This window comes from Desulfocurvus thunnarius, assembly GCF_055390965.1.
Map to the genome: position 1 here is coordinate 2,559,916 of NZ_AP042411.1, position 15,563 is coordinate 2,575,478.

13 protein-coding genes are annotated in these 15,563 nt (G+C 68.8%); 8 read left to right on the forward strand and 5 right to left on the reverse strand.

What is annotated here, in order from left to right:
• The 6 genes from ACZ5KV_RS11135 (at position 1) to ACZ5KV_RS11160 (ending at position 8,626) form a co-directional block, all read left to right on the forward strand.
• Complete coding sequence (locus tag ACZ5KV_RS11135) at positions 1-753, forward strand: OmpA/MotB family protein (protein ID WP_464239374.1); 753 nt, start codon at positions 1-3, stop codon at positions 751-753.
• A gap of 1 nt (position 754) precedes the next feature.
• Positions 755-2,473: a CgeB family protein gene (locus ACZ5KV_RS11140; protein ID WP_464239375.1), complete on the forward strand. Its 1,719-nt coding sequence runs from the start codon at positions 755-757 to the stop codon at positions 2,471-2,473.
• A 7-nt stretch (positions 2,474-2,480) separates the two neighbouring features.
• The gene (locus ACZ5KV_RS11145; protein WP_464239376.1) at positions 2,481-3,944 is read left to right on the forward strand and encodes a glycosyltransferase family 9 protein; all 1,464 of its coding nucleotides are present in this window, start codon (positions 2,481-2,483) and stop codon (positions 3,942-3,944) included.
• Positions 3,945-4,085: 141 nt separating this feature from the next.
• Positions 4,086-6,032, forward strand: a complete 1,947-nt coding sequence (locus ACZ5KV_RS11150; RefSeq protein WP_464239377.1) for a flagellar hook-length control protein FliK — start codon at positions 4,086-4,088, stop codon at positions 6,030-6,032.
• A 21-nt stretch (positions 6,033-6,053) separates the two neighbouring features.
• A complete protein-coding gene (locus ACZ5KV_RS11155) occupies positions 6,054-6,854 on the forward strand; it encodes a flagellar hook assembly protein FlgD (RefSeq protein ID WP_464239378.1) in 801 nt (266 codons plus the stop codon).
• Positions 6,855-7,000: 146 nt separating this feature from the next.
• Complete coding sequence (locus tag ACZ5KV_RS11160; protein ID WP_464239379.1) at positions 7,001-8,626, forward strand: flagellar hook protein FlgE; 1,626 nt, start codon at positions 7,001-7,003, stop codon at positions 8,624-8,626.
• A 179-nt stretch (positions 8,627-8,805) separates the two neighbouring features.
• Here ACZ5KV_RS11160 and ACZ5KV_RS11165 read toward each other — a convergent pair whose 3' ends face one another.
• Positions 8,806-9,180 (reverse strand): flagellar protein FlaG, encoded by a 375-nt coding sequence (locus ACZ5KV_RS11165; protein ID WP_464239380.1) that lies wholly within the window; start codon positions 9,178-9,180, stop codon positions 8,806-8,808.
• A 317-nt stretch (positions 9,181-9,497) separates the two neighbouring features.
• Here ACZ5KV_RS11165 and ACZ5KV_RS11170 point away from each other — a divergent pair, with 317 nt between their 5' ends.
• Positions 9,498-10,412, forward strand: coding sequence for a flagellin N-terminal helical domain-containing protein (locus ACZ5KV_RS11170; protein ID WP_464239381.1), 915 nt, complete (start codon positions 9,498-9,500; stop codon positions 10,410-10,412).
• A 67-nt stretch (positions 10,413-10,479) separates the two neighbouring features.
• On the opposite strand, the gene rnc is transcribed toward ACZ5KV_RS11170, so the two are convergent.
• Positions 10,480-11,196, reverse strand: a complete 717-nt coding sequence (gene rnc / locus ACZ5KV_RS11175; protein WP_464239382.1) for a ribonuclease III — start codon at positions 11,194-11,196, stop codon at positions 10,480-10,482.
• Positions 11,197-11,428: 232 nt separating this feature from the next.
• On the opposite strand from rnc, the gene ACZ5KV_RS11180 reads away from it, so the two are divergent.
• Positions 11,429-12,490 carry a phosphotransacetylase family protein gene (locus ACZ5KV_RS11180; protein ID WP_464239383.1) on the forward strand — a complete coding sequence of 354 codons (1,062 nt, stop codon included), beginning with the start codon at positions 11,429-11,431 and terminating at the stop codon, positions 12,488-12,490.
• A 77-nt stretch (positions 12,491-12,567) separates the two neighbouring features.
• Here the strand turns inward: ACZ5KV_RS11180 and ACZ5KV_RS11185 are convergent, their stop codons facing one another.
• The 3 genes from ACZ5KV_RS11185 to ACZ5KV_RS11195 form a co-directional block, all read right to left on the reverse strand.
• Positions 12,568-14,094: a flagellar hook protein FlgE gene (locus ACZ5KV_RS11185; RefSeq protein ID WP_464239384.1), complete on the reverse strand. Its 1,527-nt coding sequence runs from the start codon at positions 14,092-14,094 to the stop codon at positions 12,568-12,570.
• Between the two features lie 417 nt (positions 14,095-14,511).
• Positions 14,512-14,988, reverse strand: a complete 477-nt coding sequence (rnhA, locus tag ACZ5KV_RS11190) for a ribonuclease HI (RefSeq protein ID WP_464239385.1) — start codon at positions 14,986-14,988, stop codon at positions 14,512-14,514.
• Positions 14,985-15,509 carry a hypothetical protein gene (locus ACZ5KV_RS11195; protein WP_464239386.1) on the reverse strand — a complete coding sequence of 175 codons (525 nt, stop codon included), beginning with the start codon at positions 15,507-15,509 and terminating at the stop codon, positions 14,985-14,987. Before ACZ5KV_RS11195 ends, rnhA begins: the two co-directional genes overlap by 4 nt.
• Positions 15,510-15,563 lie beyond the last annotated feature (54 nt).

The following is a 15,563-nucleotide window of genomic DNA, read 5'->3' on the forward strand; positions in this document are numbered from 1 at the left end:
GTGGCCGGCGCACCCTACGTCAAGAAGCCCCCGGTGGAGCCGCCGCCGGAGGAGGGGCTGCCGCCCTGGATGGCCACGTTCGCGGACATGGTCACCCTGCTGCTGTGCTTTTTCGTGCTGCTGCTGTCCTTCGCCAACATGGACATCATGAACTTCCGCACGCTCATGGGGTCCATCCAGAACGCCTTCGGCGTGCAGACCGAGCGCCCCGAGGCGACCTTCGCGGCCTATTCGCCCACCCGCCTGGAGCGCCAGGGGGTGAAGCTCGACAGCGACCAGAAGGCCGTGCTCGACCTGACCATGCAGCTCCGCGCGCTCATGGAGAACCAGGAGGAACTCAAGCGTTCGGTGGGCGTCAGCGCCGAGCGCGAAGGCGCCCTGGTGCGCGTGGAATCGGCGGCCCTGTTCAAGCCCGGCGAGGCCGCCCTGACCGCCGATGCGCCGAAGCTGCTGGACAACGTGCTCAAAGTGTTGCGAGAATACAATTTCAACTGCGTGATTCGCGGGCACACCGACGACCAGGAAGGCAAGGGCGGCTCCGGGCCCTATCCCTCGGCCTGGGAGCTTTCCGCCGCCCGCGCGGCGGCGGCTCTGCACTATCTGGTGGAAACCGGCGGTATCGACCCCCGGCGCATGAAGGCCGTGGGCTACGCCGACACCCGGCCCCTGGTGCCCAACGACCGCCCCGAGGACCGCGCGCGCAACCGCCGCGTGGAATTCATGTTCCACCGGCCCGACACGGAGACGTGGTGAGGTGAACCCGGAGCACGACGACCCGACCCCGCGCCCCTATACGGCCCGGCCCCTGACGGGCGACGACGGCGCCCTGGCCGACGTGCTGCTGACCTTCGGGCCGCGCTCCTGGCCGCTTCTGGGCGGCGCGGGCGCGGCCATGGAACTGCGCGCCGTGGAGGGCTTCGACCCCGGGGCCGGACGGCTGCCCGTGCTGCTGGGTTCGGGCCTGGGCGCGGCCCTGGCCCGGGTGCTGGAACTCTGGGCCGGACCCGTGGCCGTGGTGGACCGCGAGGCGCCCATCCTGGAACTGACCGGCGTGCGCCGGGGCCCGGGCGCGGACCCGCGCGTGCTGTGGGTGGACGACCCGACCCCCGAGGCCGCCCTGCGGGTCCTGTCTCGCTGGCAGATGGAGCACGGCGGCAGGCCCTTCGCGCCCCTGGCCCTGCCCGTGTACCGGCGCATCGACCGCGACCATTACGCCGCCGTGGAGCAGGCCCTTGCAGCCAGCCGCAAGGCCGATTTCTGGGCCCGGGCCCGCTATCCCAAGTTCGTTTCCTGGCCGCCGCGCGTGCTGTATCTGACCAGCGATTATTTTTTGCTGGGCGAGCTGGTGCGCGCCAGTGAGCGCCTGGGCGCGCCGCATCGCTTCGTGAACATCGGCGCCCGCGAAACGGGCCGGGCCGAGTTCGTGGAACGCCTGCTGCACGAGGTGGTGACCTTCCGCCCCGATTTCGTGTTCACCATCAACCACCTGGGGGTGGACCGCGAAGGCGTGCTGGTGGATCTGCTGGAGCGCCTGCGTATCCCTCTGGCCTCGTGGTTCGTGGACAACCCGCACCTCATCCTCTACCTCTACAACAAGCTGCAAAGTCCGTGGACGGCCATCTTCACGTGGGACACGGACAACATCGCCAGCCTGACCGCGCGCGGCTTCCCCCACGTGCGCTACCTGCCCCTGGCCACGGACGCCACGCGCTTCGCGCCCGTGGCCGCGCCGCCCGGGCCGCACCCCTGGCGCGCGCGGGTCTCCTTCGTGGGCAACTCCATGACCACCAAGGTCGGCAAGCGCATGCAGGCCGGGCGCTTCCCGCGCGAGATGCTGCGCACCTACAAGGCCGTGGCCGCCGGGTTCAGCGCCGGGAGCGAGCGTTCGGTCAGCGAGTTCCTGCGCCGGGCCCACCCGGACCTGGCCCGCGTCTTCGACGCCTTCGAGAGCGACGAGCGCCGCCTGTGCTACGAAACCATGATCACCTGGGAGGCCACCCGCCAGTACCGCAAGGGCTGCATCCAGGGCCTGCTGGGCTTTGACCCGCTCATCGCCGGGGACCGGGGCTGGCTGCGGACCTTCCCCGGCCGGGGCGACACCTGGCGCTGGCACAAGGAACTGAATTATTACGAGGAACTGCCCCTGTTTTACACGCTGTCCGAGATCAACTTCAACTGCACCAGCCAGCAGATGAAGGGCGCGGTGAACCAGCGCGTGTTCGACGTGCCCGCCGCCGGGGCTTTCGTGCTGACGGACCATCGCCAGCAGATGGAGGACCTTTTCGAGCCCGGGCGTGAGGTGGCTTTTTTCCGCGACCCCGCCGAGGTGCCCGAACTGGTGCGCCGCTACCTCGACCATCCCGCCGAGCGCGAGCGCATCGTGGCCGCCGCCCGGCGGCGCATCCTGGCCGAACACACCTACGAGCACCGCCTGGACACCCTGTTCCGGGCCATGCGCGAGCTGTACGGGTGAGGCGGGCATGACCGCCGCCACGGCCCAGGGCGACCCCGGCAAGGCGCCCATCCTGATCCTCCAGATGCAGCGCATGGGCGACCTCGTGCTGTCCTTTCCGCTCATGCTCTGGCTGTCGCGCCGCTTCCCCGGCCACCCGCTGTGGACCATGGCCGAGCGCGTGTTCTCCGAGCACCTGCTGCCCGTGAGCCCCCAGGTGACCTATTTCCCCTGGGAGGCCGCCAGCCTGGCCCACCTGCGGGCCCACAGCTACCACCTGGTCATCAACCTGAGCCACGACCCGCGCGCGGCGGAGCTGGCCGGGAGCGTGCGCGCCGAGGAGGTCTACGGCCCGGTGCGCGGCGCGGGCGGCGCGGCCTATGTGCGCGGCCACTGGCAACTCTACCGCACCTCCCTGGTGCGGGCCAACCGCCACAACCGTTTCCACTGGGCGGACCTGAACGCCCTGGACGTGATTCCCCTGGCGGACATCGCGGCCACGAGCTTCCCCCCGCCGCGCAGCATCACTCCCGCGGCGCGGCGCAAGATCGGCCTGTTCCTGGGCGCCAGCCAGCCGGAGAAACGCCCCGAGCCGACTTTCTGGGCCGCCCTGGCCCGCGAGCTGCTGGCCCGGGGGCTGCGGCCCGTGCTGCTGGGCGGCCCGGGCGAGGCGGCCATGGGCCGGGCTGTGGCCGGGGCCGTCCCGGCCCAGGTGCTCAACCTGTGCGGCGGCACCAGCCTTTCGGAGCTGGTGGTCATCGGCCAGACCCTGGGGCTGATGATCACCCCGGATACCGGGCCCATGCATCTGGCGGCCTGGACGGGCCTGCCGGTGCTCAACCTGTCCATGGGCAACGTGAATTGCTGGGAAACCGGGCCCTACCAGCCGCAACACCACGTACTGCGCGCGCGCATGAGCTGCCGGGGCTGCTGGGAGTGCTCCCGCCCGGGCGTGCCCTGCCGCGAGCGTTTTTTGCCCCGGCAGGTGGCCTATCTGGCCCAGCAGGCCATCGAGGGCCGCCTGGATCGCTACACGCAGCGGCCCCTGGCGGACCTGGAACTGCTGCGCTCGGGCCGCTCGGCCCAAGGGCTTTACTCCCTGCAATCCCTGGCGCCCGAGGGGCCCCTGGCGGCCCGCGAGCTTCTGGGCCGCTTCTGGCACGGGTTCTTCGGGCAGCACTTCGGGCTGTGGGGCCCGGGGGCGGCCCGGGGGGCCTATGCGGCCCTGGCCGAGGGCTATCCACCCCTGCACGAAGGCATGCGCCGCTTTCTGGCCCGCCTGGGGCGCGACCTGGGCCGGGGGTTGGCCCGCTCGCGGCGGACCCTGCCGCCCGACTTCTGGCTGCGCACGCCCCCGGCCATGCAGCCCGCGCGCAGCCTGTGCCAGCTTCTGCTGGAAAACGGCGATTTCGGCCGCCCGGCCTGGGCCCTGGCCCTGGCCCTGGCCGAGGCCCTGCTGCACGTGACCGACCCGCGCGGCCCCGCCGCCTAGTTCCCCCCGCCCCTCCGCCGGGCCGTCCGCGCGGGCAAGTTCTGCCCGCACTGCCCGGAGCTCCCCGCAGCCAAGGCCCGGAATCATTGCATGAACGCGTTGGTACGCCTCTTGTAATCAAGGCGGCCAGGAGTGCGCAGCATGCAGTTTTTTCCCTTCGTGAACACCGACACCACGTCTTCGAGCCTGGAGGGCCTGTTCCAGGGGCGCGGCTCGTCGTCGCGCCCGGGGCTCTTCGACTCGCAGGCAGACACCCGTCGTGCGCAGTTCGCGGCCCTGCTGGACGACGAACTGGCCGCCGTGCGGGACGACGTGCCGGGCCGCGAGGAAGCCGTGCGGACCATGTGGGACAAGGCCCGCTCCGGCGCCCAGGCCCTGGCCTCGGGCCGTCTGGTCCCCGGCGGGCCGGACTTCGGCGAGGAGGCCGCGTCCACCCGGCGCACGCGCAGCAAGACGGTCGCGACCCTGTCGGCCATGATTTCCGGCAACGGCCCGGTGTCCGGCGCGCGCGAACTCAGCGAATTGCAGATGACCCGCGAGGACTTCCTGGCCCTGCGCGACGGCCTGAAGGCCTACGGCCTGTCCAAGGCCGACATCCAGGCTTTGGAGGAGCGCATTTCCAGCGGCTCCGGGTTGAGCTGGGGTCAGTTCCTGGGCTCCCTGTCCCAGAAGATGGTCGAACTGGGGCGCGAATCCTCGTCCCCGGAGCTTTCCGACGCCGAGTCGCGCGACATGCTGACCCTGTTCCAGAAGCTGGGTATGACCGCCGCGCGTTCCAACGAATTGCTGGGCACCCTGCAAAACGGCGGCACGGCCACGGTTTGGGAAGCCATCCGTTCCCGGCTGGCCGAGATGCCCGAGGGCTCCACCGTGGAGCTGACCGGCTCCGAGCTGGCGACCCTGGGCAAGGTCATGCGCCTGTCCGACGGCGGGCAGGGCAGGCTGGCGGCCCTGCTCGGCGGAGCGGACTCCGCCGAATTGACCTCCAGGCAGCTCGGCGTGGTCATGACCATGCTGCGCGCCGAGGTCGCCGCCGACCGACAGGTGGACGCCGACGCCAACCAGGCCCTGCGCAACCTCGTGAACCAGGGGCTGACCGCCGCCGCCGACCGCGCGGGGCTGGCCACCCAGGCGGGCAACCGCACGGACAACGACGCCCGCAACCGGCGCATCCTGGCCCAGGAGGGCCGCCGCCAGCGCGCCGAGAAGGCCGATGGCGCCGAGGCCGCCGAGGCCGCGGAAGCCGCCGACGGCGGCGACGAGGGCGTGGCCGCGCGCATCCTGGCCGCCGATCCCAACGCGGGCCGCACGCGGGGCACCCAGGGCGCCGCCGAGGGCGACTCGCGCCATGAAGGCAGGGAAGGCCGCGAGAGCCGCTCCCCGGCCGACGGCGCGGGGCGCCGTGGCGCTGCCGCCGCCCAGGGCGACAATGCGGGCGGCAAGGGCGAGTCCAAGACCGGCGGCGACTCCGCCGACGCGGCCTGGACCCGGCTGTGGGACAAGGTGCGCACCGACGATACGCCCAAGGCCGCCACGCAGGACGCCACCCTGGCCGCCGCGCGCTTTGCCGAGGGCCAGGCCGCGATCCAGACCGGCGGGCGCGAGGCCCTGGCGGGCATGGACCGCGAGCTGGCCGCCCGGGCCCTGCGCCAGGTGGAGTCCGGCCTGCTGCGCACCCTGGGCCAGAATCAGAAGCAGCTCGTCCTGCGGCTGGACCCGCCCGAGCTGGGCAAGCTCAGCATGGTCCTTTCGGTGCGCGACGGCGAGGTCAGCGCCACGTTTCGCGCCGAAACGCGCGAGGCCCACACCATGCTCTCCGAGCAGATGAGCCAGTTGCGCTCGCAGCTCGAGCAGCAGGGCATCCGCGTGGGGCGCATGGAAGTGCAGACCCAGCTTTCCGGCGACCAGAACCCCGGGCAATGGCTTTCCGCCGGAGACCACAACCAGGCCCGCGAGCGTGAGGAAAGCGCCCGCCGCCAGGGCATGCTGCGCCAGTTGCGCGACCAGGACGAGGACGTGGCCCAGGAAATGCACAATGAGCCGCAGACGGCAAGAATTGCCCGCCAGGGGCTGGATATCATCGCCTAGCGACCCATTGCGAGGAGCGCCATGCAACTCTACGAGCCGAGCAACATCATCGGGAGGGCCGAGAAGGACCTCTACAATACCGAGAAGTTCACCGGGAAGTCCCAGTTGGACAAGGAGGACTTCCTGACCCTGCTCGTGGTCCAGATGCAGAACCAGGACCCCCTGAACCCCATGGACGACAAGGAGTTCACGGCGGAGCTGGCGCAGTTCTCCAGCCTGGAGCAGTTGACCCAGATCAACGAGGGAGTGGCCGCCCTGGGCGAGACCACCGTGCACCAGGAGATGGTCAACGCCGCCTCCTACATCGGCAAGACCATCCGCGCCGTGGGCGACAACCTGAGCATCCACGAGGATGGAACGGTGAGCACCATGTACTACAAGCTCGCCGACAAGGCCGAGAAGGTCTACATGAACATTTTCGACGAGAACGGCAACATCGTGAGTACCGTGGAACTGGGCGCCCAGGCCGCCGGAGACCACGAATTCCAGTGGGACGGCAAGGACTGGAAGGGCAGGGACCTGCCCGAGGGCGTCTACTACCTGGCCATGGCCGCCGAGGGCGAGGACGGCTCGGCCATTCTTACCCAGACCGAGGTGGCGGGCGTGGTCACCGCGGTGCAGTACTCCGGCGGCGTGACCTATCTGCGCCTGTCCGACGGGCGCACGGTGGCCTTCCAGTACGTGAAGGAAGTGGTCGCCCCGAGCACCGGCAGCGGCGGCGAGACGGGCGACACCGGGGATACCGGTGAGGAGACCGGGGACGACACCGGGGACGACACCGGGGACACCGGTGACGACACCGGAGACACCGGCGACGAATAGGCGGAGGCCGCCCAGGCGGCGATATTTTCCCTGGCCGTACCCCGGGCGAAGGGGTTCGGCCAGGAGGAACGATGGACAGCATACGGCGCCCCGGGCACGGGGTTCCGGTCAGGCAACGGCAGAAGTCAGGATAAGGAGGTTCGGTTATGGGTCTTTCCGCTTCCATGTGGACCGGCGTGTCCGGTTTGCAGACGCATGGCGAGAAGATGAGCGTTGTTGGCAACAACATCGCCAACATCAACACCGTCGGCTTCAAGGGCGCGACCATGCAGTTCGAGGATTTCATCAGCCAGGACGTGAACACCGCGGCCGGAGTCGGGCAGATCGGCCGGGGCGTGGCCCTGGGCGCCATCTATGCCGACTTCAGCCAGGGTGCCTTCGAAACCACCAACGAGGCCACCGACCTGGCCATCGGCGGGCGCGGATTCTTCCGCGTCAAGGTCAAGGAGGAGGAGACCGTCTACTACACCCGGGCGGGCAACTTCCGCTTCGACAAGGACGGCTACCTGGTCGATCCCCACGGCTACGTGCTTCAGGGCTGGGCCATCGACAACTCCACGTCCACGGCGCTGGCCTCCTCCGGAGCGAGTTCCACCACCACAAGCGGCGCCTCGGCCATCAAGGGCGCAGGCCTGCCCAGGGACATCCGCATCGAGGGCTTCACCGCGCCGCCCAAGGCCACCGAAAGCGTGACCATGGTCACCAACCTGGACTCGCGCGACGGCAACGACAACGTGGCCGACGCCGTCGACCCCTTCTTCAGCATGTTCAACGTCTGGAACGGGCAGAACGAGACGCCCCTGGGCGAGACCCAGTTCGCCTACCAGAGCACCATCAAGGTCTACGACGAGGGCGGCTCGGCCCACGACCTGACGGTCTACTTCGACCAGGTGGCCTCGGTGTCCAGTTCGGGCGAGCGCTACTGGGAGTACATGGTCACCGTGCCGCCCAGCGAGGACGGCCGCGTCATCGACGGCCAGACCCTGGCCAACTCCGGCGTGGCGGGCGTGGTCATGATCGGCACCATGACCTTCGACACCTCGGGGCAGCTCAAGAGCATGTCGTCCTTCACCCTGGCCTCCAGCGCCACGGGCGACCTGGGCAACCTGGCCAACTGGACCCCGGCCCAGTTCAACACCAACGGCCAGCCCGTGTTCACGGCCAACTTCACCGGCCTGACCTCGGCCAGCGGCACCGCCGAGTCCAACGCCCGCAACATCGGCATCAACTTCGGCCTGACCAACGCCAACACCTCGGCGGGCTGGGCCACCGGCGGCGCGGCCAACGCGGCGGCCATCGGCACCGACCCGACCCTGCTGCCCGAGTTCGCCTCCGTCCGCGTCAACGCCGACGCGACCACGAACTACTCGGGTTCCAGCTCCACCCAGATCCAGTCGCAGGACGGTTACACCTTCGGCTTCCTGCAAAACGTCTCGGTGGACCGCGACGGCATCCTCACCGGGCGCTACTCCAACGGCGTGGTTCTGGAGCTGTTCCAGGTCACCCTGTACGACTTCACCAACAAGTGGGGCCTCAAGCGCAACGGCTCCAACCTGTTCTCCGAGACCCGCGAATCCGGCGAGGCCAACGCGGGCCCGGCCAACGCCAACGGCTACGGCTCCATCTCCTCCAACTCCCTGGAGCAGTCCAACGTGGACATGGCCGCCGAGTTCGTCCAGATGATCACCACCGAGCGCGGCTTCCAGGCCAACTCGAAGATGGTCACCTCCGTGGACGGCCTGCTCCAGACCGTGATCCAGATGAAGCGCTAGCCCGAACACAGCACACAACCGACCTCCTTCACCATAACCGTGCCCGGCGGACGCCTCCGCCGGGCACGCCGTTTTCCGGACGCACGAAGGCCCGGCGCGCAGGACGCGCCGGGCCTTCGCCCGCCCCGGGGCCGTGCCGGGCGCGTGGCGCCCGTGACGGATGTGCGCCTCCGCCGGGCCTACAGGGCCTTGTCCATGACCCGCTCGCTCATCTCGCGGATGGACTGCGCCAGGCGCAGCACCTCGTCGGCGGGCACCTTGCGCAGGACCTTCTCGCCCGAGGCGTCGCGCACCTCGGCCTGGACCTGCCCGGTCTGCTCGTGGACCGTGAACTTGATCTCCACCCCGACCCTGGCCATGAAGCGCTCCACCGGCTCGGTCAGCCGCAGGAGGGCGCTTCTGCTTTCGGTTTCCGCCGTGCCGTTTTCGGTGTCGGTCTCGTCGTCGCGCCGCAGTGCGGCCTCCTGCGGGCGCTGGCTCTTGCCGTAGGCCCGGGCCGCGGTGCGCGCGGCCTCGGTGGAGCCCAGGGCTCCCGTGACGCTTGTGACTTCCATGTCCGCCTCCCGAAGGCCCCGCCGGTGTCCATGGTGGAACCTCCTGACTGCCTTATCGGCAGCATGGCCCCGTTTCTTTAGCCCGCGCGCCCGGCTCCGGGGCTTTCGTTAAGATTCGTCAAGAGGCCGCCCCGCCCCGGGCGGCGCCGCCCGGCGGCGCAAAACGCCGCGCCCTGGGCGGAAAAAATATCCATCCCCCCGGAAATTTTAGGGTTTTTAGACTTTTTCTAGAATGCAACTGTTTGGAATTGATTAAGAAAGTTCAATTGGCACTGACGTTGCTTAATCTGGGCAAGTCAAAACAAGGAGGTTTTGCAATGTCTTTGGTCATCAACCACAACCTCATGGCGATGAACGCCGCCCGCAACCTGACCCAGACCTACGGGCGTCTGTCCACCTCGACCAGGAGGCTCTCTTCGGGACTGCGCGTGGATACGGCCGCCGACGACGCCGCCGGCCTGGCCATCCGCGAGCTGATGCGCTCGGACGTGGCCACCCTGCACCAGGGCATCCGTAACGCCAACGACGCCATCTCCATGGTCCAGACCGCCGACGGCGCGCTGCAGATCATCGACGAGAAGCTCATCCGCATGAAGGAACTTGCGGAACAGGCGGCCACGGGTACCTACAACTCCGACCAGCGCCTGATCATCGACTCCGAATACCAGGCCATGGCCTCGGAAATCACCCGTATCGCCATGGCGACGGACTTCAACCAGGTCCACCTGCTGGACGGCACGCTCTCGGGCGCCATTCCCGACGAGCACGACGGCTCCGGCCTGCAGCCCGTGGGGCCGATGAAGATTCACTTCGGCACCGGCAACGACAGCAGCGAAGACTACTATTTCATTTCCATCGGCGGGGCCACGGCTTCGCACTTCGGCCTGGGCATGGGCGCCGACGCCGCCACCTCCATCGGCGGCATGAGCATCTCCACCCAGTCCCTGGCGCAGGCCGCCCTGGCGGCCCTGGACGCGGCCATCATCTCCAAGGACAACATCCGCGCCAACCTGGGCGCCCTGCAGAACCGCCTGGAGAACACCATCTCCAACCTGCAGATTCAGGCCGAGAACCTCCAGGCCGCAGAGTCGCGCATCTCCGACGTGGACGTGGCCTGGGAGATGACCGAGTTCGTGCGCAACCAGATCCTGACCCAGTCGGCCACGGCCATGCTGGCCCAGGCCAACTCCATTCCGCGGCTGGCCATGCAGCTCATCGGCGGCGGCGGTTGATGCCGCATAGCCCTGCTGTGGTTCCTGCTGCGGCGTGAGACCAAAGACGTGCCCGGTCCGGGGAGGCTCAGGCCTCCCCGGGTCGGGAAACGCCGGGCGCCTGGAGCAGCTCCAGGGCCCTGGCCGCCGCGTCCTGCTCGGCCTTCTTCACCGTCGGGCCGCTCGCGCGCAGGCGCCTCCCGTCGGGCAAGGTCAGCTCCACCTCGAAGACCTTGGCGTGGTCCGGCCCGCTGCCGCCAAGCAGCGCGTAGGCCGGGCGCTCGCGAAAATCCTTCTGCGTCAGTTCCTGCAGGCGGCTTTTGGCGTCCTTGACGCGCCGCGTTTCGTCCGGCGCGGGCAGGCGCTGGCTGTAGATGCCGCGCAGCACCGCGCGCGCCGCCGCGAAGCCTCCGTCCAGAAACACCGCCCCCAGCACCGCCTCGAAGGCATCGGCCAGCAGCGCGTCGCGCGTGCGCCCGCCTTGCAGCTCCTCGCCCCGGCCCAGGCGCAGCAGTTCGTCCAGCCCCAGCTCGCGGGCTAGGGCCGCCAGGGCCGGTTCGCTGACCAGCCGCGCGCGCATGCGCGTCAGTTCGCCCTCGGGGGCCCCGGGGTTGCGTTCGTAAAGCATTTCCGAAACACCGAGTTCCAGCACCGCGTCGCCCAGGAATTCCAGGCGCTCGTTGTCCTGCTGGGCGTCCTCGTGTTCGTTGGCGAAGGAGCTGTGGGTCAGCGCGGTTTCCAAAAGCTTGACTTGGGAAAACCGATGCGAAATAACCTCTTGCAACGTATCAAAATCCTGCGTCATTGCCGTCCCCGTGTCGCGGCCAGGCCGTTGGTGTCCGGGTTTGCCCGGGGGCGCGCGCGGCAGGCCGGGCGGCCGCCGCGCCCGGCGCCGCCGGGAGTCCTGGTTGAGGCCGGATACCAGGGGATGGTTTGCGCGGTCAACCGCCCTTCGCACGGCGGCGCGGCGGCGGGATTTGCAATGCCGTGAAAATGAAGTAGACAGGACGGACGACAGCCAGGAGGACGGCAAGACCATGGCGGGAATCTACATCGGCTCCACGGCGGGCTTCTCGGGCAAGAACATGGTGGTCATGGGCCTGGGGCTCAAGCTCCAGAAAGACGGCCACAAGGTCGGCTACATGAAGCCCGTGGGCGCCATGCCCACCGAGATCGACGGCACGGCCTGGGACGAGGACGCCTACTTCGTGCAGAACATCCTCGGCCTGTCCGGCGCCGCCGCGGACGTGACCCCCGTGCTGGTCACGCAGGACTTCAAGGTCAAGGCCTTCGCGGGCGAGTGCGGCGACATGATGCAGGACATCCGCGCGGCCTACGCCAAGATTTCCCAGGGCAACGACGTGACCATCGTGGCCGGGTCGGGCAGCATGTACTCGGGCAAGTACTGCAACCTCGACGCCATCGCCGTGGTCCGCGAGCTGGGGCTCAAGGCCGTGGTCATCGACCGCTTCCACGACGAGTTGAAATACGATTACCTGATGGTCATGAAGGAAGCCCTGGGCGACGCGCTGCTGGGCGTCGTGCTCAACGACATTCCCCCGGCGTCCATGGACGAGGTGGAAACCCTGCTGCGGCCCTGCCTGGAGCGCCTGGGCGTGCGCGTGCTGGGCGTCATCCCCAAGGACCCGCTCATGGGCGCCATCAAGGTGTCCGACCTGGCCGCGCGCCTGGGCGGCAAGGTCATCTCCTCGCACAACAAGGCGGACAAGGTGGTCGAGAATTTCCTCATCGGCACCATGCAGGTGGAGAACTTCATGACCCACTTCCGCAAGAACAAGAATTCGGCGGTCATCGTCGGCGGCGACCGCTCGGACGTGCAGCTCGTGGCCCTGGAAGGCAATTGCCCCTGCCTGGTGCTCACGGGCAACCTCTACCCCAACGACATCATCCTGACCCGCTCGGAAGTGCTGGAGGTGCCCATCGTCATCGTGCGCGAGGACACCTTCTCCGTGGCCAAGAAGATGGAAACCATCCTCTCGCGCCACAAGCTGCGCGACGTGATCAAGATCCGCCAGGGCGCGCAGCTCGTCAGCTCGAACATCGACTACGCCTACGTCAAGAAGAGCCTGGGCCTGTAAGCCCCGCGCCGCAGGGCCACGAAAAAGGGCGCGCCCGGCGGGCGCGCCCTTTTTCGTGGCTCTTCCGGCGCCCCGCGCTACTTCTTGAGCTGGTAGAGCACCTGGAGGATCTGGTCCTGGGTGGTGACGACCTTGGAGTTGGCCTGGAAGCCGCGCTCGGTGATGATCATCCGGGTGAACTCCTCGGCCATGTCCACGTTGGAGCCTTCCAGGGTGTTCTGGGCGATGGAGCCGTAGTTCAGGGTGTCCGCCTCGCCCTCCACGGCCTCGCCCGAGGCGTCGGTGGCCGAGAAGTGGTTGCCGCCCTCGCGGCGCAGGCCCCATTCGTTGACGAAGTTGTACAGCGACACCCGGCCCAGCTCCTCGTGCACGCCGTTGGTGAAATAGCCGACCAGGGTGCCCGAGGCGTCCACCTCCAGGTTCATGAGCCAGCCCATGGGCGTGCCGTCCTGGGTCTGGTAGACGGTGGTGGACGTGGCGCCGCGCGACGTGGTGGCGAAGCTGCCCTTCTTTGCGTCCGCCATGCCCGGGAGCAGGGTCTTGTCGTGGCCTACGTCCGCCGCGCTGGCCGGGGCGTTGGTCCAGCCCGTGCCCGTCAGGCCGAAGGACAGGCCGATGTCCGCCGTGCCGGGCGGCTGGCCCGCGAAGGTCATGGAAAAGCTCGGCGCGCCGGATTCCGAAAGGCCGGCGGGCGTCCAGTTGGCCAGGTCGCGCGGGTCGCCCGCGCCGTCGTAGGTGAAGGCGGTCATGTCTTCCAGGTCGCCCGCGGAGCTGAAGGTCAGGGTGCCGGTCATCAGCAGCCCGGCGCCGGAGGTGCCCGCGATGCCCGCGCGGCCGTCGGCTTCCGGGGCCGTGCCGACCACGAACTCGTAGTACGACTTGCCCGAGGCGTTGGAGACGGTCACCTTGTCCACGTGTACGGTCAGATCGTGGCCGTTGCCCTGGGAGTCGTAGACGCGGATGGTGTTGTCGTACCCGGCGGCATTGGCGCCCAGGGGCTGGCCTTCGGAGTCCGCGCCGTTCCAGGCCTCGAAAAGCGCGAAGAACGGGTTGCCCGTGCTGACCGTGGCGTCGGTCATGGTGCCCAGGTTCATGCCCATCATGACCTCGCTGGTGACCTTGGACGGCACGGTGATCTCGCCGTTGTCGTCCAGGGGCAGGCGGATGTCGCCCGTGGCTCCGGCCACGCCGTCGGTGATGGGCTTGCCCTGGACGCGGAAACCGCTGGGGTCCACCAGGAAGCCGCTCTTGTCGAAACGGAAGTTGCCCGCGCGGGTGTAGCGGATCTTGTCGTCCCGCTCCACGCGGAAGAACCCCTTGCCGGTGATGGCCAGATCCGTGGTGGCGCTGCCGTCCATGAAGCCGCCGTTCTGGAAATTCGTCAGCACCGCGCCGAGGCCCACGCCCTGGCCCGCCTGCGAGAAGCCGACGGTCAGCGGGTTGCTGGCCGAGGTCAACGTCTGGCTCATCAACGTGGAAAAATGCATGTCCGTGGCCTTGAAGCCCACGGTGTTCACGTTGGCCAGGTTGTTGCCGATGTTCTGCATGCCGGACCCGTGGGTCTTCAGACCCGTGGCCCCGATGTACAAGGCACTCAAACCCATGCCCGTTCTCCTTCAACCGTAAACCGCACACAACCGAAACACACGACCGGGGAAACAATTTCCCTCGCCGGGGCGTATCGCAAGGACCGTGCCGCCCCGGGGCGAACATCAAGAAATATCAAGAATCCTCAAGCCATGGATGTTCGCCCGCTCCCCCCGGGCGGCAAGATGTGCAGGGCCCGGAGCGTGGCCGAACGTGCGTCTGGCGGGAAAGAAACGCCCTCTTTCTTTAAGGACGCAGAAGCGGAGAGGCTCCCCCTCGCAGCCCCGAAAACCCCCGAGGCGGCCCGGGCGGCTTCCTGCCGCCCGGGCCGCCTCGGCGTGCGGGGTCAAGGGGGTGTTACCCCCTTGCGGGGGTCCAGGGGGCGGCGCCCCCCGGCGGGGTCCGGGGCGGCGCCCCGGCAAGGCCCCGGGCCCTCAGGGCTCGAAGCCGGGGTCTTCGGGCAGGTCGCGGCGGCCTGCCTCGCGGCGGGCGAGCAGGTCGCAGCGCTCGTTTTCGCGGTTGCCGCTGTGGCCCTTGACCCAGCGGTAGTCGATCCGGTGCGCGGCGAGCAGCGGGTCCAGGCGTTGCCAGAGGTCGCGGTTCTTCACGGGCTTCTTGGCGGCGGTGAGCCAGCCGTTGCGCTTCCAGTTCCTGAGCCAGCCCTTGGTCAGGGCGTGCAGGAAGTACTGGGAGTCGGAGTGCAGCTCGACCTTGCAGGGCCGGGTCAGGGCCGAGAGGGCCTCGATGACGGCCATGAGTTCCATGCGGTTGTTGGTGGTCAGGCGGTAGCCGCCGCAGAGTTCCTTGCGGGCGTCGTTGCCCGTGAGCACGGCGGCCCAGCCGCCGGGGCCGGGGTTGCCCAGGCAGGAGCCGTCGGTGTGGATGATCACCGGAGTCAGGGTTTGGGTCATTGGGCGGGAGTCTCGCGGGTTTCAAGGGTCATGAGCTGATCCCAGATGCGTTTCAGGGCCATCATGAGACCGGTGGGCCAACTGTCGGAGGCGAAGTAGGGGGCCATGTGCGCGGTTTCGAGGTCGGCGGTGAACCCGGGCCCCAGGGCCCGGCGCATCCAGGCCGGGTATTCGACGATGAGGGTCTGGTTCTTGATGTCCAGGCCGAGGAAGAGGGTTTTGGACTTCAGGCGCGGGATTTCCACGGGCCCCTGGGTGATGCGCAACACGAGTTCCACGCCGAACTCGTCGCGGAACAGGGCGCTGAACTCGCGCAGTTGGCGCATCTGCCCGGAGTCCAGCAGGCCGGTGGCGTCGTGGACGGCGGCGCGGGTCTGGATGTCGGCCAGGGTGCGGTCGAAGTGTTTCGTGTACAGCCAGGCCACGCCCGCGAAGACGCAGATGAGCAGCAGCATGCGCACGGCGCTCGTTCCCCGGGACTCGCTGGTGTGGCGGGGCAGCAGGGAGAAGCCTCTGCGCATGGGATTCCTCGTGGTCGGGTTGGGCGCGGCGGGGCCGCGCGTGGTTCGGGATGG